This is a genomic window from Bacillus sp. PS196 (assembly GCF_037963555.1).
GTDB classification, from domain to species: domain Bacteria; phylum Bacillota; class Bacilli; order Bacillales; family Bacillaceae; genus Bacillus; species Bacillus subtilis.
Window position 1 is genome coordinate 376456 of sequence record NZ_CP150159.1, and the last position, 21557, is coordinate 398012.

At 50.0% G+C, this 21557-nt stretch carries 2 protein-coding genes and 2 pseudogenes; all 4 read left to right on the top strand.

Annotated elements, in window-relative coordinates:
* The first annotated feature begins 30 nt into the window (after positions 1-30).
* Complete coding sequence (srfAA, locus tag NST79_RS02055; RefSeq protein WP_339225797.1) at positions 31-10794, top strand: surfactin non-ribosomal peptide synthetase SrfAA; 10764 nt, start codon at positions 31-33, stop codon at positions 10792-10794.
* A 12-nt stretch (positions 10795-10806) separates the two neighbouring features.
* Positions 10807-13896: pseudogene (gene srfAB, locus NST79_RS02060) on the top strand (surfactin non-ribosomal peptide synthetase SrfAB); the annotation flags it as partial.
* A gap of 43 nt (positions 13897-13939) precedes the next feature.
* Positions 13940-14080 (top strand): competence protein ComS, encoded by a 141-nt coding sequence (gene comS, locus NST79_RS02065; RefSeq protein ID WP_010886404.1) that lies wholly within the window; start codon positions 13940-13942, stop codon positions 14078-14080.
* Positions 14026-21555 (top strand): annotated as a pseudogene (srfAB, locus tag NST79_RS02070) (surfactin non-ribosomal peptide synthetase SrfAB); the annotation flags it as partial. The gene comS and the pseudogene srfAB (NST79_RS02070), both read left to right, overlap by 55 nt.
* Between the last annotated feature and the right edge of the window lie 2 nt (positions 21556-21557).

Genomic DNA, 21557 nt, shown 5'->3' on the forward strand with positions numbered 1-21557 from the left:
GCTTATGAAGACTAGGGGAGGTATGAAAATATGGAAATAACTTTTTATCCTTTAACGGATGCACAAAAACGAATTTGGTACACAGAAAAATTTTATCCTCACACGAGCATTTCAAATCTTGCGGGGATTGGTAAGCTGGTTTCAGCTGATGCGATTGATTATGTGCTTGTTGAGCAGGCGATTCAAGAGTTTATTCGCAGAAATGACGCCATGCGCCTTCGGTTGCGGCTAGATGAAAACGGGGAGCCTGTTCAATATATTAGCGAGTATCGGCCTGTTGATATAAAACATACTGACACTACTGAAGATCCGAATGCGATAGAGTTTATTTCACAATGGAGCCGGGAGGAATCGAAAAAACCTTTGCCGTTGTACGATTGTGATTTGTTCCGTTTTTCCTTGTTCACCATAAAGGAAAATGAAGTATGGTTTTACGCAAATGTTCATCACGTGATTTCTGATGGTATCTCCATGAATATTCTCGGGAATGCGATCATGCACATTTATTTAGAATTAGCCAGCGGCTCAGAGGAAAAAGAAGGAATCTCGCATTCATTTATCGATCATGTTTTATCTGAACAGGACTATGCTCAATCGAAGCGATTTGAAAAGGACAAGGCGTTTTGGAACAAGCAATTTGAATCGGTGCCTGAACTTGTTTCCCTGAAACGGAATGCTTCCGCAGGAGGAAGTTTAGATGCTGAGAGGTTCTCTAAAGATGTGCCTGAAGCGCTTCATCAGCAGATTCTGTCGTTTTGTGAGGCGAATAAAGTCAGTGTTCTTTCGGTATTTCAATCGTTGCTCGCCGCCTACTTGTACAGGGTCAGCGGCCAGAATGATGTTGTGACGGGAACCTTTATGGGCAACCGGACAAATGCGAAAGAGAAGCAGATGCTTGGCATGTTTGTTTCTACGGTTCCGCTTCGGACAAACATTGACGGCGGGCAGGCGTTTTTAGAATTTGTCAAAGACCGGATGAAGGATCTCATGAAGACACTCCGCCACCAAAAGTACCCGTATAATCTCCTGATCAACGATTTGCGTGAAACAAAGAGCTCTCTGACCAAGCTGTTTACTGTTTCTCTTGAATATCAAGTGATGCAGTGGCAAAAAGAAGAGGACCTTGCCTTTTTGACTGAGCCGATTTTCAGCGGCAGCGGATTAAATGATGTCTCGATCCATGTGAAGGATCGATGGGATACTGGGAAACTCACCATAGATTTTGATTACCGCACTGATTTATTTTCACGTGAAGAAATCAACATGATTTGTGAGCGCATGATTACAATGCTGGAGAACGCGTTAACGCATCCAGAACATACAATTGATGAATTAACGATGATTTCTGATGCGGAGAAAGAGAAGCTGCTTGCGAGGGCGGGCGGTAAATCTGTGAGCTACCGTAAGGACATGACGATCCTGGAACTGTTCCAAGAAAAGGCTGAGCAGCTTTCAGATCATCCAGCGGTTGTATTCGAAGATCGTACATTGTCCTATCGAACGTTACATGAGCAATCTGCACGCATCGCCAATGTGCTGAAACAGAAAGGGGTTGGCCCGGACAGTCCTGTCGCGGTTTTGATTGAACGTTCTGAACGGATGATTACAGCTATCATGGGAATTTTAAAAGCCGGCGGAGCCTATGTGCCGATTGATCCGGGTTTTCCTGCAGAGCGGATTCAATATATTTTGGAGGACTGCGGGGCGGACTTCATCCTGACTGAATCGAAGGTTGCAGCGCCTGAAGCCGATGCTGAGCTGATTGACTTAGATCAGGCAATTGCGGAAGGTGCAGACGATATGACGGAGGCTGATGTAAACGCGCGGAATCTTGCCTACATTATTTACACATCGGGAACAACCGGACGTCCGAAAGGCGTTATGATCGAGCATCGCCAGGTTCATCATTTGGTTGAATCTCTGCAGCAGACGATTTACCAAAGCGGCAGCCAAACCCTGCGGATGGCATTGCTTGCGCCGTTCCACTTTGATGCGTCAGTGAAGCAGATCTTCGCGTCGCTTCTTTTGGGACAAACCCTTTATATCGTACCGAAGAAAACAGTGACGAACGGGACCGCCCTTACTGCATATTATCGGAGAAACAGCATTGAGGCGACGGATGGAACACCGGCTCATTTGCAAATGCTGGCAGCAGCGGGCGATTTTGAAGGCCTAAAACTGAAGCACATGCTGATCGGAGGAGAAGGCCTGTCATCTGTTGTTGCGGACAAGCTGCTGAAGCTGTTTAAAGAAGCCGGCACAGCGCCGCGTTTGACTAATGTGTACGGGCCGACTGAAACGTGCGTTGACGCGTCTGTTCATCCGGTTATCCCTGAGAATGCAGTTCAATCAGCGTATGTGCCGATCGGGAAAGCGCTGGGGAATAACCGCTTATATATTTTGGATCAAAAAGGCCGGCTGCAGCCTGAAGGCGTGGCGGGTGAGCTTTATATCGCGGGAGACGGTGTGGGCCGAGGCTATTTGAATTTGCCTGAATTAACGGAAGAGAAGTTTTTACAAGATCCATTCGTGCCGGGCGATCGCATGTACCGGACCGGGGACGTGGTGCGCTGGCTTCCAGATGGAACAATCGAATATTTAGGCAGAGAGGATGACCAGGTCAAAGTCCGCGGATACCGGATTGAGCTTGGGGAAATTGAAGCCGTGATTCAGCAGGCGCCAGACGTTGCAAAAGCCGTTGTTTTGGCACGCCCTGACGAACAGGGAAATCTTGAGGTTTGCGCATATGTTGTGCAGAAGCCTGGAAGCGAATTTGCGCCAGCCGGCTTAAGGGAGCATGCGGCCAGACAGCTTCCTGACTATATGGTGCCGGCTTACTTTACAGAAGTGACAGAAATTCCGCTTACGCCAAGCGGCAAAGTCGACCGCCGCAAGCTGTTTGCACTAGAGGTGAAGGCTGTCAGCGGCACTGCCTATACAGCGCCGCGAAATGAGACTGAAAAAGCAATCGCAGCCATTTGGCAGGACGTGCTGAACGTTGAGAAGGCGGGGATCTTTGACAATTTCTTTGAAACTGGCGGACATTCATTAAAAGCCATGACCCTTTTAACAAAGATTCATAAGGAAACAGGCATTGAGATTCCGCTTCAATTTTTGTTTGAGCATCCGACGATTGCGGCTCTTGCAGAGGAAGCTGATCACAGAGAAAGCAAAGCTTTTGCGGTGATTGAACCTGCTGAAAAACAGGAGCATTACCCGCTTTCATTGGCACAGCAGCGAACATATATCGTCAGCCAGTTCGAGGATGCGGGAGTCGGCTACAACATGCCTGCGGCAGCAATTCTGGAAGGGCCTTTAGATATTCAAAAACTGGAGCGCGCATTTCAGGGGTTAATCCGACGCCACGAGTCATTGAGAACATCATTTGTTCTTGAAAACAGCACGCCGAGACAGAACATTCACGATAGCGTTGATTTCAACATCGAAATGATTGAAAGAGGCGGCCGCTCAGATGAGGCAATTATGGCTTCATTCGTTCGGACATTTGATTTGGCGAAAGCTCCGCTGTTCAGAATCGGTTTGCTGGGGCTTGAAGAGAACCGTCATATGCTGCTGTTTGACATGCACCATTTGATTTCTGACGGTGTATCCATTGGCATTATGCTGGAGGAGTTAGCACGCATTTATAAAGGCGAACAGCTTCCTGAGCTTCGTCTCCAGTATAAGGACTACGCTGTATGGCAAAGCAGACAGGCTGCTGAAGGGTACAAGAAGGACCAGGCTTATTGGAAGGAAGTCTTTGCAGGCGAGCTCCCGGTGCTTCAGCTTCTGTCCGATTACCCAAGACCGCCTGTTCAAAGCTTTGAAGGGGATCGGGTGTCAATCAAGCTGGATGCGGGGGTAAAGGATCGCCTCAATCGTTTGGCTGAACAAAACGGCGCCACTTTATATATGGTGATGCTGTCCGCTTACTATACGCTTTTGTCAAAGTATACGGGGCAGGATGACATCATTGTCGGGACACCGTCAGCGGGCAGAAATCACTCCGATACAGAGGGCATTATCGGGATGTTTGTCAATACGCTTGCGATTCGCAGTGAGGTGAAGCAAGATGAGACGTTTACCCAATTGATCTCGCGTGTCCGCAAACGGGTGCTGAATGCCTTTTCTCATCAGGACTATCCGTTTGAGTGGCTTGTTGAAGATTTGAACATCCCGCGTGATGTTAGCAGGCATCCGCTGTTTGACACGATGTTCAGCCTTCAAAACGCGACAGAGGGCATTCCGGCTGTCGGCGATCTGTCCTTGTCTGTTCATGAGACCAATTTCAAGATTGCCAAATTTGATTTGACCGTGCAGGCGAGAGAAACCGATGAAGGCATTGAGCTTGATTTGGATTACAGCACAAAGCTGTTTAAACAAAGCACGGCAAACAGGCTGCTTACGCATTTTGCGCGTTTGCTTGAAGATGCTGCGGCTGATCCGGAGAAGCCGATTTCTGAGTATAAGCTTCTTTCTGAAGAGGCGGCTGCTTCGCAAATTCAGCAGTTTAACCCGGGCAGAACACCTTATCCTAAAGATAAAACAATTGTTCAGCTGTTTGAGGAGCAAGCGGCGAATACGCCAGACCATACTGCGCTTCAATATGAAGGCGAATCACTCACTTATCGTGAGCTGAATGAACGGGCCAATCGTTTAGCCCGCGGCATTCTTTCTCTTGGAGCTGGCGAAGGCAGGACAGCGGCTGTCTTATGTGAGCGGTCAATGGATATGATTGTGTCGATCTTGGCAGTATTAAAATCAGGTTCGGCTTATGTTCCGATTGATCCGGAACATCCGAGTCAGCGGATGCAGCATTTCTTCCGTGACAGCGGAGCAAAGGTGCTTCTCACTCAGAGGAAATTAAAGGCTTTAGCGGAAGAAGCGGAATTTAAGGGCGTTATCGTGCTAGCCGATGAGGAAGAGAGCTATCATGCCGATGCGCGCAATCTCGCACTGCCTCTTGATTCTGAAGCAATGGCCAACCTGACGTATACCTCTGGAACGACTGGAACACCTAAGGGGAATATCGTGACACATGCCAATATTCTCCGCACGGTGAAGGAAACGAATTATCTCAGCATTACAGAACAGGATACGATTCTCGGTCTTTCCAATTACGTGTTTGACGCGTTTATGTTCGATATGTTCGGATCTTTGTTAAACGGAGCCAAGCTGGTGCTGATACCGAAGGAAACCGTTTTGGACATGGCTCGTCTGTCCCGCGTCATTGAACGGGAGAATATCAGCATTCTCATGATTACAACCGCTTTGTTCCACTTGCTTGTGGACTTGAATCCGGCGTGCTTGTCAACGCTTCGCAAGATTATGTTTGGCGGGGAACGGGCTTCGGTTGAGCATGTCAGAAAAGCTTTGCAAACGGTTGGAAAGGGCAAGCTCCTTCACATGTATGGACCGTCTGAAAGCACGGTTTTCGCGACGTATCATCCGGTTGATGAATTGGAGGAGCACACGCTGTCTGTTCCGATTGGAAAACCGGTCAGCAATACGGAAGTATACATTCTTGACCGTACGGGACACGTGCAGCCTGCCGGGATTGCCGGAGAGCTTTGCGTCAGCGGCGAAGGACTCGTGAAAGGCTATTACAACCGTCCGGAACTGACTGAGGAGAAATTTGTTCCCCATCCGTTTACATCCGGCGAACGCATGTATAAAACGGGAGACCTTGCGAGATGGCTGCCGAATGGCGACATCGAATTTATCGGGCGAATCGACCATCAGGTGAAGATTCGCGGACAGCGCATCGAGCTTGGAGAAATCGAACATCAGCTGCAAACCCATGAGCGTGTTCAGGAAAGTGTTGTGCTTGCCGTTGATCAAGGAGCGGGAGATAAACTGCTTTGCGCTTATTATGTCGGAGAGGGAGACATCTCATCACAAGAGATGAGAGAGCATGCTGCGAAGGACTTGCCGGCATATATGGTTCCTGCGGTGTTTATCCAAATGGACGAGCTGCCGCTGACAGGGAACGGAAAAATTGACCGGAGAGCGCTGCCGATTCCTGATGCCAACGTCTCAAGAGGTGTTTCATATGTTGCGCCACGCAATGAAACGGAACAAAAAGTCGCAGACATTTGGGCACAGGTGCTTCAGGCTGAACAAGTCGGCGTTTATGACCACTTCTTTGACATTGGCGGACATTCATTAGCAGGCATGAAGATGCTTGCCTTGGTTCATCAGGAACTGGGCGTTGAGCTGTCACTCAAGGATCTCTTCCAGTCACCGACGGTTGAGGGCTTGGCACAGGTGATTGCCTCAGCTGAAAAAGGGACAGCCGCAAGTATCAGCCCGGCAGAGAAACAAGATACGTATCCTGTTTCTTCACCGCAAAAACGGATGTACGTGCTTCAACAGCTTGAGGAGGCGCAAACGAGCTATAACATGCCGGCGGTTCTGCGCCTGACAGGTGAGCTTGATATTGAAAGGCTTAACAGCGTCATGCAGCAGTTAATGCAGCGTCATGAAGCCTTGAGAACCACGTTTGAAATAAAAGATGGAGAAACGGTGCAGCGGATCTGGGAAGAGGCTGAGTGTGAGATGGCCTATTTCGAAGCCCCGGAAGAAGAGACAGAGCGGATCGTTTCTGAGTTTATTAAGCCTTTCAAAATCGACCAACTTCCACTGTTCAGAATAGGGCTGATCAAGCATTCAGACACTGAGCATGTGCTGCTGTTCGATATGCATCATATTATTTCTGACGGTGCATCTGTCGGTGTGCTGATTGAGGAGCTTTCAAAGCTGTACGACGGAGAAACCCTTGAGCCGCTCCATATTCAATATAAGGATTATGCCGTGTGGCAGCAGCAGTTCATTCAGTCTGAACTTTACAAGAAGCAAGAGGAGCATTGGCTGAAGGAGCTGGATGGAGAGCTGCCGGTGCTGACGCTTCCGGCTGACTACAGTCGTCCTGCCGTTCAAACATTTGAGGGAGACCGCATTGCATTTTCATTAGATGCAGGCAAAGCTGATGCTCTGCGCAGGCTTGCAAAAGAAACGGATTCCACGCTTTACATGGTGCTTCTGGCTTCATACAGTGCATTTTTATCAAAATTGAGCGGGCAAGACGATATCATCGTCGGTTCACCTGTCGCCGGACGATCTCAAGCGGACGTCAGCCGCGTCATCGGAATGTTCGTCAATACATTGGCGCTGCGCACGTATCCGAAGGGTAAAAAGACATTTGCCAACTATCTTAACGAAGTGAAAGAAACGGCACTCAGCGCTTTTGATGCGCAAGATTACCCGCTTGAGGACTTGATCGGAAATGTTCAGGTTCAGCGTGACACAAGCAGAAATCCGTTATTCGATGCAGTTTTTTCAATGCAAAATGCGAATATAAAGGATTTAACAATGAAAGGGATTCAGCTTGAGCCGCATCCGTTTGAACGGAAAACAGCCAAGTTTGACCTCACGCTGACGGCTGACGAAACCGACGGAGGGCTTACATTCGTACTCGAATACAATACAGCTCTGTTTAAGCAGGAAACGATTGAACGATGGAAGCAATATTGGATGAAGCTTTTAGATGCAGTTACTGGGAACCCGAACCAGCCGCTTTCCAGCCTGTCACTGGTCACCGAGACAGAAAAGCAAGCGCTTCTTGAGGCATGGAAGGGTAAAGCGCTGCCTGTGCCGACAGACAAAACGGTTCATCAGCTATTCGAAGAGACTGTCCAGCGCCACAAAGACCGCCCGGCTGTCACATACAACGGCCAGTCTTGGACGTACGGCGAGCTGAATGCGAAGGCGAATCGTCTCGCGCGGATTCTGATGGACTGCGGCATCAGTCCGGATGACCGCGTCGGCATTCTCACGAAGCCGTCGCTTGAAATGTCCGCCGCGGTGCTCGGCGTCTTGAAAGCCGGAGCGGCGTTTGTGCCGATTGATCCTGACTACCCGGATCAGCGGATTGAGTATATTTTACAGGACAGCGGCGCGAAGCTTCTCTTGAAACAGGAAGGCATTTCAGTGCCGGACAGCTTTACGGGAGATGTCATTCTTCTCGACGGAAGCCGCACGATTCTAAGCCTGCCGCTTGATGAAAACGACGAGGGAAATCCAGAAACCGCTGTAACCGCGGAGAACTTGGCGTACATGATTTACACGTCTGGAACGACCGGACAGCCGAAGGGTGTCATGGTCGAGCACCATGCGCTTGTGAACCTGTGCTTCTGGCACCATGACGCGTTCAGCATGACAGCGGAGGACCGCAGTGCGAAGTACGCGGGCTTTGGGTTCGACGCTTCCATTTGGGAGATGTTCCCGACCTGGACGATCGGTGCCGAGCTTCACGTCATTGATGAAGCGATTCGACTCGATATCGTCCGCCTGAACGATTACTTCGAAACGAACGGCGTAACGATCACGTTCCTGCCGACACAGCTTGCGGAACAGTTCATGGAGCTTGAGAACACATCACTTCGCGTATTGCTTACTGGAGGAGACAAGCTGAAGCGCGCAGTGAAAAAGCCGTACACACTCGTCAACAACTACGGGCCGACAGAAAATACGGTCGTTGCCACAAGCGCAGAAATCCATCCGGAGGAAGGCTCGCTTTCCATCGGAAGGGCCATTGCCAATACGAGAGTATACATTCTCGGAGAGGGCAATCAGGTGCAGCCGGAAGGCGTAGCCGGAGAGCTTTGTGTGGCGGGACGCGGATTAGCGCGAGGCTATCTGAATCGAGAAGACGAAACCGCGAAGCGGTTTGTCGCTGATCCGTTTGTGCCGGGTGAACGCATGTACCGCACCGGCGACTTGGTGAAGTGGGTGAACGGCGGCATCGAATACATCGGCCGGATCGACCAGCAGGTCAAGGTCCGCGGCTACCGGATCGAGCTCTCAGAAATTGAAGTCCAGCTCGCCCAGCTTTCTGAGGTGCAGGATGCGGCGGTGACGGCTGTCAAAGATAAAGGCGGCAATACAGCAATCGCGGCGTATGTCACACCGGAAACAGCTGACATAGAAGCACTGAAATCAGCACTGAAGGAAACCCTGCCGGATTACATGATCCCGGCGTTCTGGGTGACGCTGGACGAGCTTCCGGTTACGGCAAACGGCAAGGTGGACCGCAAAGCCTTGCCTGAGCCGGACATCGAAGCGGGAAGCGGAGAATACAAAGCGCCAACGACCGACATGGAAGAACTGCTTGCCGGCATCTGGCAGGACGTGCTTGGAATGTCTGAAGTCGGTGTCACCGACAATTTCTTCTCGCTTGGCGGAGATTCCATCAAAGGAATTCAAATGGCGAGCCGCTTGAATCAGCACGGCTGGAAGCTGGAAATGAAAGATCTCTTCCAGCATCCGACGATCGAAGAGCTTACCCAATATGTAGAGCGTGCCGAAGGCAAACAGGCAGACCAAGGCCCGGTAGAGGGCGAAGTCATCCTGACGCCGATCCAGCGCTGGTTCTTTGAAAAGAACTTCACGAACAAGCACCACTGGAACCAATCTGTGATGCTTCACGCCAAGAAGGGCTTTGATCCTGAACGGGTGGAGAAAACATTGCAGGCGCTGATCGAGCATCATGACGCGCTCCGTATGGTCTACCGTGAGGGACAGGAAGACGTCATTCAATACAACAGAGGTCTTGAAGCTGCTTCCGCTCAATTGGAGGTCATCCAGATTGAGGGCCAAGCTGCAGATTACGAAGACCGTATAGAGAGAGAAGCGGAGCGTTTGCAAAGCAGCATCGACTTGCAGGAAGGCGGCTTGTTAAAAGCAGGCTTGTTCCAAGCGGAAGACGGAGACCACTTGCTTCTTGCCATTCACCACTTAGTGGTTGACGGCGTGTCGTGGCGGATTTTACTGGAGGATTTCGCCGCAGTATATACACAGCTTGAGCAAGGCAATGAACCGGTTCTCCCGCAGAAAACACATTCATTTGCAGAGTATGCAGAGAGATTGCAAGACTTCGCGAACTCCAAAGCCTTTTTGAAAGAAAAAGAGTATTGGAGACAGCTTGAAGAACAAGCTGTTGCGGCAAAGCTTCCGAAAGACCGCGAATCTGGTGATCAGCGAATGAAACATACAAAGACAATTGAATTCTCGCTGACTGCTGAAGAGACAGAACAGCTCACCACAAAGGTGCATGAGGCATATCACACAGAAATGAATGATATTTTGCTGACGGCATTCGGATTGGCAATGAAGGAGTGGACGGGTCAGGATCGAGTAAATGTTCATTTAGAGGGGCACGGACGTGAAGAAATCATAGAAGACCTGACCATTTCCCGCACAGTCGGCTGGTTTACAAGTATGTACCCAATGGTGCTCGATATGAAGCATGCGGATGACCTGGGCTACCAGCTGAAGCAAATGAAAGAAGATATCAGACATGTGCCGAATAAGGGAGTCGGATACGGCATTCTGCGCTATTTGACGGCACCAGAACATAAAGAAGATGTGGCGTTCTCGATTCAGCCGGATGTCAGCTTCAACTATTTAGGTCAGTTTGACGAAATGTCGGATGCAGGTTTGTTTACGAGATCAGAGCTGCCATCAGGACAGTCATTAAGCCCTGAAACAGAAAAACCGAATGCGCTGGATGTTGTCGGATATATCGAAAACGGAAAACTGACGATGTCACTGGCCTATCATTCTCTTGAATTTCATGAAAAAACAGTACAAACATTCAGTGACAGCTTTAAAGCGCATCTTCTCAGAATCATTGAACATTGCCTATCTCAAGACGGTACGGAACTGACCCCGAGTGATCTTGGTGACGACGATTTGACGCTGGATGAGCTGGATAAATTAATGGAAATTTTCTAATAGAGGTGGCATATGAGCAAAAAATCGATTCAAAAGGTGTACGCACTGACACCAATGCAGGAGGGAATGCTGTATCATGCGATGCTTGATCCGCATTCTTCCTCGTACTTCACACAATTAGAGCTTGGGATTCACGGCGCTTTTGATCTTGAAATCTTTGAGAAAAGCGTCAATGAACTGATTCGGTCATACGATATTCTCCGTACGGTATTTGTGCATCAGCAGCTGCAAAAACCGCGTCAGGTCGTGTTAGCGGAACGCAAAACAAAGGTGCATTATGAGGATATCAGTCATGCAGACGAGAACCGCCAGAAGGAGCACATTGAGCGTTACAAACAAGACGCTCAGCGCCAAGGCTTTAACCTGGCAAAAGACATATTGTTCAAGGTAGCGGTTTTCCGCCTTGCTGCAGATCAGCTGTATCTTGTCTGGAGCAATCATCATATTATGATGGACGGCTGGAGCATGGGTGTCCTCATGAAAAGCCTGTTCCAAAACTATGAAGCGCTCAGAGCAGGCAGGACACCGGCAAACAGTCAGGGCAAGCCTTATTCCGATTACATCAAGTGGCTTGGAAAACAGGACAATGAAGAAGCGGAGAGCTACTGGAGCGAGCGCTTGGCGGGTTTTGAACAGCCAAGCGTGCTCCCGGGCCGCCTGCCTGTGAAAAAAGACGAATACGTCAATAAAGAATATTCATTTACATGGGACGAAACACTGGTTGCCCGTATTCAGCAAACCGCAAATCTCCATCAAGTGACAGGGCCTAACCTATTTCAGGCCGTTTGGGGCATTGTTCTCAGCAAATACAACTTTACGGATGATGTGATCTTCGGAACGGTCGTCTCGGGACGACCGTCTGAAATCAACGGAATCGAAACGATGGCGGGGCTGTTTATCAACACCATTCCAGTGCGGGTGAAAGTTGAACGAGATGCTGCATTCGCTGATATTTTCACAGCTGTTCAGCAGCATGCAGTAGAGGCAGAGCGTTACGATTACGTGCCGCTCTATGAGATTCAAAAACGCTCAGCTCTTGATGGCAATCTCTTAAACCATCTGGTCGCGTTTGAAAATTATCCGCTTGATCAAGAGCTTGAAAACGGCAGCATGGAAGACCGCCTCGGGTTTTCGATTAAGGTAGAAAGCGCATTTGAACAAACGAGCTTCGATTTCAACCTGATTGTGTATCCGGGCAAAACGTGGACCGTCAAAATTAAATATAACGGAGCCGCCTTTGATTCCGCTTTTATCGAACGGACAGCGGAGCACCTTACCCGCATGATGGAAGCAGCTGTCAATCAGCCGGCCGCTTTTGTGCGTGAGTACGGGCTTGTTGGAAACGAAGAGCAGCGGCAAATTGTCGAGGTGTTTAACAGCACGAAAGCCGAACTCCCTGAAGGAATGGCTGTTCACCAAGTGTTTGAAGAGCAAGCGAAACGGACGCCGGCGAGCACTGCCGTCGTATATGAAGGAACCGTGCTGACGTACCGCGAGCTGAATGCAGCGGCTAACCGTCTGGCGAGAAAGCTTGTCGAACAAGGCCTTCAAAAAGGGGAAACAGCAGCGATTATGAACGATCGATCAGTAGAAACCGTTGTCGGCATGCTGGCTGTGTTAAAAGCAGGCGCCGCATATGTGCCGCTTGATCCAGCGCTTCCGGGGGATCGTCTTCGTTTCATGGCAGAGGACAGCTCCGTTCGAATGGTTTTGACCGGAAATTCTTATACAGGGCAGGCACATCAGCTGCAGGTGCCGGTTCTTACACTGGACATAGGCATTGAAGATGGCGAAGCTGACAATCTCAACCTGCCATCCGCCCCGTCTGATTTGGCGTACATCATGTACACATCCGGTTCAACGGGCAAACCGAAAGGCGTCATGATCGAACATAAAAGCATTCTGCGCCTCGTCAAAAATGCCGGGTACGTTCCTGTTACTGAAGAGGACCGCATGGCGCAAACAGGGGCAGTCAGCTTTGATGCCGGAACGTTTGAGGTATTCGGCGCACTGCTGAATGGCGCAGCGCTTTATCCGGTCAAAAAAGAGACACTGCTTGATGCGAAACAATTTGCTGCATTCCTGCGTGAGCAAAGCATCACAACTATGTGGCTGACATCACCTTTATTCAACCAGCTTGCTGCAAAGGATGCGGGTATGTTCGGCACACTGCGCCATTTAATCATCGGCGGAGATGCCCTTGTCCCGCATATTGTCAGCAAAGTAAAACAGGCATCGCCGTCGCTTTCATTGTGGAACGGATACGGCCCGACAGAAAACACGACGTTTTCAACCAGTTTTCTGATCGACCGCGAGTATGGCGACTCTATCCCAATCGGGAAGCCGATCGGGAATTCCACTGCCTATATTATGGATGAGCAGCAATGCCTGCAGCCAATCGGCGCGCCTGGTGAGCTTTGCGTAGGTGGAATCGGTGTAGCGCGAGGATATGTCAATCTCCCTGAGCTGACGGAGAAGCAATTTCTCGAAGACCCGTTCAGACCGGGTGAGAGAATTTACCGCACTGGTGACTTGGCAAGATGGCTGCCGGACGGCAATATTGAATTTTTAGGCAGAATCGACAACCAAGTGAAGGTGCGCGGCTTCCGAATTGAGCTTGGCGAAATTGAAACAAAACTGAACATGGCTGAGCATGTGACAGAGGCTGCGGTGATCATCCGCAAGAACAAAGCAGATGAAAATGAAATTTGCGCGTACTTCACGGCGGATCGTGAAGTGGCTGTGAGTGAGCTGAGAAAAACACTGTCTCAGTCTTTGCCTGACTATATGGTCCCTGCCCACCTGATTCAAATGGACAGCCTGCCGCTCACGCCAAACGGGAAAATCAATAAAAAAGAACTGCCTGCACCGCAATCAGAAGCCGTGCAGCCGGAATACGCAGCACCAGAAACAGAGAGTGAAAAGAAATTAGCGGAGATCTGGGAAGGAATACTCGGCGTCAGAGCAGGCGTTACCGATAACTTCTTTATGATCGGCGGTCATTCTTTGAAAGCGATGATGATGACGGCGAAAATTCAAGAGCATTTTCATAAGGAAGTTCCGATAAAAGTGCTTTTTGAAAAGCCGACTATTCAAGAACTGGCACTGTATTTGGAAGAGAACGAAAGCAAGGAGGAGCAGACGTTTGAACCGATCAGGCAAGCATCTTATCAGCAGCATTATCCTGTATCCCCGGCCCAGCGGAGAATGTATATCCTCAATCAGCTTGGACAAGCAAACACAAGCTACAACGTCCCCGCTGTACTTCTGCTGGAGGGAGAAGTAGATAAAGACCGGCTTGAAAACGCGATTCAGCAATTAATCAACCGGCACGAAATCCTCCGTACATCGTTTGACATGATCGACGGAGAGGTTGTGCAAACCGTTCATAAAAACATATCGTTCCAGCTGGAGGCTGCCAAGGGACGGGAAGAAGACGCGGAAGAGATAATCAAAGCATTTGTTCAGCCGTTTGAATTAAACCGCGCGCCGCTCGTCCGTTCGAAGCTTGTCCAGCTGGAAGAAAAACGCCACCTGCTGCTCATTGATATGCATCATATTATTACTGACGGAAGTTCAACAGGCATTCTAATCGGTGATCTTGCCAAAATATATCAAGGCGCAGATCTGGAACTGCCACAAATTCACTATAAAGATTACGCAGTTTGGCACAAAGAACAAACTAATTATCAAAAAGATGAGGAATACTGGCTCGATGTCTTTAAAGGCGAACTGCCAATACTGGATCTTCCCGCGGATTTCGAGCGGCCTGCTGAACGGAGCTTTGCGGGAGAGCGCGTGATGTTTGGGCTTGATAAGCAAATCACGGCTCAAATCAAATCGCTCATGGCAGAAACAGATACGACAATGTACATGTTTTTGCTGGCGGCGTTCAATGTACTCCTTTCCAAGTACGCGTCACAGGATGATATCATTGTCGGCTCGCCGACAGCTGGCAGAACACATCCTGATCTGCAAGGTGTGCCGGGTATGTTTGTCAACACGGTCGCACTCAGAACGGCACCAGCGGGAGATAAAACCTTCGCGCAATTTCTTGAAGAGGTCAAAACAGCCAGCCTTCAAGCATTCGAGCACCAGAGCTATCCGCTTGAGGAGCTGATTGAAAAGCTTCCGCTTACAAGGGATACAAGCAGAAGTCCGCTGTTCAGCGTGATGTTCAACATGCAAAATATGGAGATTCCTTCATTAAGATTAGGAGATTTGAAGATTTCCTCGTATTCCATGCTTCATCATGTTGCGAAATTTGATCTTTCCTTGGAAGCGGTCGAGCGTGAAGAGGATATCGGCCTAAGCTTTGACTATGCGACTGCCTTGTTTAAGGACGAGACGATCCGCCGCTGGAGCCGCCACTTTGTCAATATCATCAAAGCGGCCGCGGCTAATCCGAACGTTCGGCTGTCTGATGTAGATCTGCTTTCATCTGCAGAAACGGCTGCTTTGCTAGAAGAAAGACATATGACTCAAATTACCGAAGCAACCTTTGCTGCTCTTTTTGAAAAACAGGCCCAGCAAACACCTGACCATCCTGCGGTGAAGGCTGGCGGAAATCTGCTGACCTATCGCGAGCTTGATGAACAGGCGAACCAGCTGGCGCATCATCTTCGTGCCCAAGGGGCCGGAAATGAAGACATCGTCGCGATTGTTATGGACCGGTCAGCTGAAGTCATGGTATCCATTCTCGGTGTCATGAAGGCGGGGGCAGCTTTCCTTCCGATTGATCCTGATACACCTGAAGAACGAATCCGTTATTCATTAGAGGACAGCGGAGCAAAATTTGCGGTCGTGAATGAAAGAAACATGACGGCTATTGGGCAATATGAAGGGATAATTGTCAGCCTTGATGACGGTAAATGGAGAAATGAAAGCAAGGAGCGCCCATCATCCATTTCCGGGTCTCGCAATCTTGCATACGTCATTTATACGTCCGGTACGACCGGAAAGCCAAAGGGCGTGCAGATTGAGCATCGCAATCTGACAAACTATGTCTCTTGGTTTAGTGAAGAGGCGGGCCTGACGGAAAATGATAAGACTGTATTGCTTTCATCTTACGCATTTGACCTTGGCTATACGAGCATGTTCCCTGTACTTCTGGGCGGGGGCGAGCTCCATATCGTCCAGAAGGAAACCTATACGGCGCCGGATGAAATAGCGCACTATATCAAGGAGCATGGGATCACTTATATCAAGCTGACACCGTCTCTGTTCCATACAATAGTGAACACCGCCAGTTTTGCAAAAGATGCGAACTTTGAATCCTTGCGCTTGATCGTCTTGGGAGGAGAAAAAATCATCCCGACTGATGTTATCGCCTTCCGTAAGATGTATGGACATACCGAATTTATCAATCACTACGGCCCGACAGAAGCAACGATCGGCGCCATCGCCGGGCGGGTTGATCTGTCTGAGCCGGATGCATTTGCGAAACGCCCGACAATCGGACGCCCGATTGCGAATGCCGGTGCGCTTGTCTTAAATGAAGCATTGAAGCTTGTGCCGCCTGGAGCGAGCGGACAGCTCTATATCACGGGACAGGGGCTCGCGAGAGGGTATCTCAACAGGCCTCAGCTGACAGCCGAGAGATTTGTAGAAAATCCATATTCGCCGGGAAGCCTCATGTACAAAACCGGAGATGTCGTACGAAGACTTTCTGACGGTACGCTTGCATTTATCGGCCGGGCTGATGATCAGGTGAAAATCCGAGGCTACCGCATTGAGCCGAAAGAAATTGAAACGGTCATGCTCAGCCTCAGCGGAATTCAAGAAGCGGTTGTACTAGCGGTTTCCGAGGGCGGTCTTCAAGAGCTTTGCGCGTATTATACGTCGGATCAAGATATTGAAAAAGCAGAGCTCCGGTACCAGCTTTCCCTAACACTGCCGTCTCATATGATTCCTGCTTTCTTTGTGCAGGTTGACGCGATTCCGCTGACGGCAAACGGAAAAACCGACAGAAACGCTCTGCCGAAGCCTAACGCGGCACAATCCGGAGGCAAGGCCTTGGCCGCACCGGAGACAGCGCTTGAAGAAAGTTTATGCCGCATTTGGCAGAAAACGCTTGGCATAGAAGCCATCGGCATTGATGACAATTTTTTCGATTTAGGCGGCCATTCATTAAAAGGGATGATGCTGATTGCCAACATTCAGGCGGAATTGGAGAAAAGCGTACCGCTTAAAGCACTGTTCGAGCAGCCGACAGTTCGCCAGCTGGCGGCTTATATGGAGGCGTCTGCTGTTTCAGGCGGCCATCAAGTACTCAAACCGGCTGACAAGCAGGATATGTATCCATTGTCATCCGCACAGAAACGAATGTACGTGCTCAATCAGCTTGACCGCCAGACGATAAGCTACAACATGCCATCTGTTCTTCTAATGGAAGGAGAGCTTGATATTTCGCGCCTGCGCGACTCACTCAATCAGCTTGTGAACCGTCACGAATCATTGCGGACGTCATTTATGGAAGCTAATGGTGAGCCTGTTCAGTGCATCATTGAGAAGGCGGAGGTTGATCTTCATGTGTTTGAAGCCAAAGAAGACGAAGCGGACCAAAAGATTAAGGAATTTATCCGGCCATTCGACTTAAACGACGCACCGCTCATTCGCGCAGCTTTGCTTCGAATAGAAGCGAAAAAACATTTGCTGCTTTTAGATATGCATCATATCATCGCAGACGGCGTCTCAAGAGGCATCTTTGTAAAAGAATTGGCGCTGCTTTACAAAGGAGAGCAGCTTCCGGAGCCGGCGCTTCATTATAAAGATTTCGCCGTTTGGCAAAATGAAGCTGAGCAAAAAGAACGGATGAAGGAGCATGAGGCGTACTGGATGTCAGTTCTTTCAGGCGAGCTGCCTGAGCTTGATCTCCCGCTCGATTATGCCCGTCCGCCTGTGCAAAGCTTTAAAGGAGATACGATCCGTTTCCGTACGGGAAGTGAGACGGCAAAGGCGGTAGAAAAACTGCTTGCCGAAACCGGAACGACCTTGCACATGGTGCTCCATGCTGTTTTCCACGTCTTTTTAAGCAAAATTTCCGGACAGCGGGATATCGTCATCGGCTCCGTTACTGCCGGCCGGACGAATGCTGATGTTCAGGACATGCCGGGAATGTTCGTCAATACACTTGCCCTGAGAATGGAAGCGAAAGAACAGCAAACATTTGCGGAGCTTTTGGAGCAAGCAAAGCAGACGAGCCTGTCAGCGCTTGAGCATCAGGAGTATCCGTTTGAAGATCTGGTTAATCAGCTTGATCTCCCTCGGGATATGAGCCGAAACCCATTGTTTAATGTGATGGTGACGACAGAAAACCCTGATAAAGAACAGCTTACATTGCAAAATCTGAGCATTTCACCTTATGAGGCTCATCAGGGAACTTCTAAGTTTGATCTGACACTGGGCGGATTTACTGATGAAAATGGCATTGGCTTGCAGCTCGAATATGCGACAGATCTGTTCGCGAAAGAAACAGCTGAAAAATGGAGCGAATACGTTCTGCGGCTACTAAAGGCTGTTGCGGATAACCCGAACCAGCCGCTTTCCAGCCTGTCACTGGTCACCGAGACAGAAAAGCAAGCGCTTCTTGAGGCATGGAAGGGCAAAGCGCTGCCTGTGCCGACAGACAAAACGGTTCATCAGCTATTCGAAGAGACTGTCCAGCGCCACAAAGACTGTCCGGCTGTCACATACAACGGCCAGTCTTGGACGTACGGCGAGCTGAATGCGAAGGCAAACCGTCTCGCGCGGATTCTGATGGACTGCGGCATCAGCCCCGATGACCGCGTCGGCATTCTCACGAAGCCGTCGCTTGAAATGTCCGCCGCGGTGCTCGGCGTCTTGAAAGCCGGAGCGGCGTTTGTGCCGATTGATCCTGACTACCCGGATCAGCGGATTGAGTATATTTTACAGGACAGCGGCGCGAAGCTTCTCTTGAAACAGGAAGGCATTTCAGTGCCGGACAGCTTTACGGGAGATGTCATTCTTCTCGACGGAAGCCGCACGATTCTAAGCCTGCCGCTTGATGAAAACGACGAGGGAAATCCAGAGACGGCTGTAACTGCGGAGAACTTGGCGTACATGATTTACACGTCTGGAACGACCGGACAGCCGAAGGGTGTCATGGTCGAGCACCATGCGCTTGTGAACCTGTGCTTCTGGCACCACGACGCGTTCAGCATGACAGCGGAGGACCGCAGTGCGAAGTACGCGGGCTTCGGGTTCGACGCTTCCATTTGGGAGATGTTCCCGGCCTGGACGATCGGCGCCGAGCTTCACGTCATTGATGAAGCGATTCGACTCGATATCGTCCGCCTGAACGATTACTTCGAAACGAACGGCGTAACGATCACGTTCCTGCCGACACAGCTTGCGGAACAGTTCATGGAGCTTGAGAACACATCACTTCGCGTATTGCTCACTGGAGGAGACAAGCTGAAGCGCGCAGTGAAAAAGCCGTACACACTCGTCAACAACTACGGGCCGACAGAAAATACGGTCGTTGCCACAAGCGCAGAAATCCATCCGGAGGAAGGCTCGCTTTCCATCGGAAGGGCCATTGCCAATACGAGAGTATACATTCTCGGAGAGGGCAATCAGGTGCAGCCGGAAGGCGTAGCCGGAGAGCTTTGTGTGGCGGGACGCGGATTAGCGCGAGGCTATCTGAATCGAGAAGACGAAACCGCGAAGCGGTTTGTCGCTGATCCGTTTGTGCCGGGTGAACGCATGTACCGCACCGGCGACTTGGTGAAGTGGGTGAACGGCGGCATCGAATACATCGGCCGGATCGACCAGCAGGTCAAGGTCCGCGGCTACCGGATCGAGCTCTCAGAAATTGAAGTCCAGCTCGCCCAGCTTTCTGAGGTGCAGGATGCGGCGGTGACGGCTGTCAAAGATAAAGGCGGCAATACAGCAATCGCGGCGTATGTCACACCGGAAACAGCTGACATAGAAGCACTGAAATCAGCACTGAAGGAAACCCTGCCGGATTACATGATCCCGGCGTTCTGGGTGACGCTGGACGAGCTTCCGGTTACGGCAAACGGCAAGGTGGACCGCAAAGCCTTGCCTGAGCCGGACATCGAAGCGGGAAGCGGAGAATACAAAGCGCCAACGACCGACATGGAAGAACTGCTTGCCGGCATCTGGCAGGACGTGCTTGGAATGTCTGAAGTCGGTGTCACCGACAATTTCTTCTCGCTTGGCGGAGATTCCATCAAAGGAATTCAAATGGCGAGCCGCTTGAATCAGCACGGCTGGAAGCTGGAAATGAAAGATCTCTTCCAGCATCCGACGATCGAAGAGCTTACCCAATATGTAGAGCGTGCCGAAGGCAAACAGGCAGACCAAGGCCCGGTAGAGGGCGAAGTCATCCTGACGCCGATCCAGCGCTGGTTCTTTGAAAAGAACTTCACGAACAAGCACCACTGGAACCAATCTGTGATGCTTCACGCCAAGAAGGGCTTTGATCCTGAACGGGTGGAGAAAACATTGCAGGCGCTGATCGAGCATCATGACGCGCTCCGCATGGTCTATCGTGAGGAAAACGGGGACATCGTTCAGGCGTATCAACCGATCAGTGAGAGCAAGGTCAGCTTCGAAATCGTGGATCTGTACGGCTCCGATGAAGAGATGCTGAGAAGCCAGATTAAAATTCTCGCGAACAAGCTGCAGAGCAGTCTCGATCTGCAAAACGGGCCGCTTCTAAAGGCGGAGCAATATCGCACAGAAGCTGGGGATCACCTGCTCATTGCTGTACACCATCTGGTGGTCGACGGTGTGTCATGGCGGATTTTGCTTGAAGACTTTGCTTCAGGCTACATGCAGGCTGAGAAAGAAGAGAGCCTTGTCTTCCCGCAAAAAACAAACTCCTTCAAGGATTGGGCGGAAGAACTGGCGGCATTCAGCCAATCAGCGCATCTTTTACAGCAGGCTGAATACTGGTCGCAAATTGCCGCTGAACAGGTTTCTCTTTTACCGAAGGATTGTAAAACAGAGCAGCGGATCGTCAAGGATACATCATCTGTCCTATGTGAATTAACGGAAGAAGACACTAAGCATCTTTTAACAGATGTTCATCAGCCATATGGAACTGAAATCAACGATATTCTTCTCAGCGCGCTCGGTTTGACAATGAAAGAATGGACAAAGGGTGCCAAAATTGGCATTAACCTTGAGGGACACGGCCGGGAGGACATTATCCCGAATGTGAATATCTCCAGAACGGTCGGCTGGTTTACGGCACAATACCCTGTTGTGCTCGACATATCTGACGCAGATGCCTCGGCTGTGATCAAAACAGTCAAAGAAAACCTGCGCCGCATTCCCGGCAAAGGTGTTGGCTACGGCATTCTTCGTTATTTCACAGAAACAGCGGAAACAAAGGGCTTCACACCGGAGATCAGCTTCAACTATTTGGGCCAATTCGACAGTGAAGTCAAAACCGATTTCTTTGAACCGTCCGCTTTCGATATGGGGCGCCAAGTAAGCGGAGAATCAGAGGCGCTGTACGCATTAAGCTTCAGCGGCATGATCAGAAACGGCCGGTTTGTGCTTTCCTGCTCCTACAATGAGAAGGAGTTTGAAAGAGCTACAGTCGAGGAGCAAATGGAACGGTTTAAAGAAAACCTCCTGATGCTAATCCGCCATTGCACGGAAAAAGAAGACAAGGAATTCACACCAAGCGACTTCAGCGCCGAAGACCTTGAAATGGACGAGATGGGAGATATCTTTGACATGCTTGAGGAGAATTTAAAATAAAA